The 1,001-nt window shown below is 46.7% G+C and carries 1 pseudogene; it reads right to left on the bottom strand.

Annotation, left to right across the window (positions count from 1 at the left end):
* A pseudogene (locus ACHBIE_RS10755) lies at positions 1–1,001 on the bottom strand (mucus-binding protein); the annotation flags it as partial.

The following is a 1,001-nucleotide window of genomic DNA, read 5'->3' as shown; positions in this document are numbered from 1 at the left end:
ATCACGGTTAACTACGGTGTATCCGAGGTTTTCGAATTCCTTGATCTTAGCTGCTGGATCATAGCCAAACTCATCTCCTGTCTGACCATTGAGTGCTTCTGTGAATTTAACGGAATTATCGCTAGTATCCACGAATTTCACACTACCTGTTTGAGCTGCTTTCACATACGGAATCGTTGTATCTGTTGTTGGATCATTTGGTACTGGTGGTGCTTCATAACCCTTCGTTGGATCTGCTGGATCGACTGGAGTCAATGGAGTTGTACCATCTGGTCCTACTGGGATATAACCTGGGATGTATGGAATCGTTGGAACGTCTGTACCTGGTTTTGTCGGATCATCCGGATTGTTAGGGTAAACAGTTGGTGGAACTTCCACTGTACCTGTTGGTGGTTGTGGAATCCATGAACCAAGTTTCACATAAGTTACTTCTTCTGTGATGTTGCCAGTTGCTTCTGTAGCCACAACCGCTTCTGCTGTAGTACTTGGAGCTACTTCAGAGCCATTGTTAGTTGCGCTTTGTGCCAAGTAGCCTGTCACAAGAGGTAATGGATGACCTTCAAGGGTCGCATCGCCGGCCTTAGCTGTCCATGCTTGCCATGTCACTTCACCTGTAACGTGGTTGATTTCACCTGAACGTTCGAAGGTAACAGTGTTGCTTGAGCTTGGTGCAGCTTCTCCACCTTCAGCCTTGACATAAGTGACAGTACGGCTAATCGTACGGCTCACATCATCAACACCCTTATCAGTTGGCCATTTTGGACCATCTGGATTGTTCGGATCGATCGGTTGACCTGGTTTACCTGGATCAGTTGGGGTGATTGGGCTTACTTTTGGTGTCAACTCGTATGTGAAGTCTTGGGAGTTGCCATCGATGTTATCGAAGGTACCTGTTGGGCTGTAGTTATCACGGTTAACTACGGTGTATCCGAGGTTTTCGAATTCCTTGATCTTAGCTGCTGGATCATAGCCAAACTCATCTCCTGTCTGACCATTGAGTG

The organism is Streptococcus sp. A23 (genome assembly GCF_043674155.1).
Lineage (GTDB): Bacteria > Bacillota > Bacilli > Lactobacillales > Streptococcaceae > Streptococcus > Streptococcus suis_V.
This window is presented reverse-complemented; position numbering and strand designations above follow the sequence as displayed.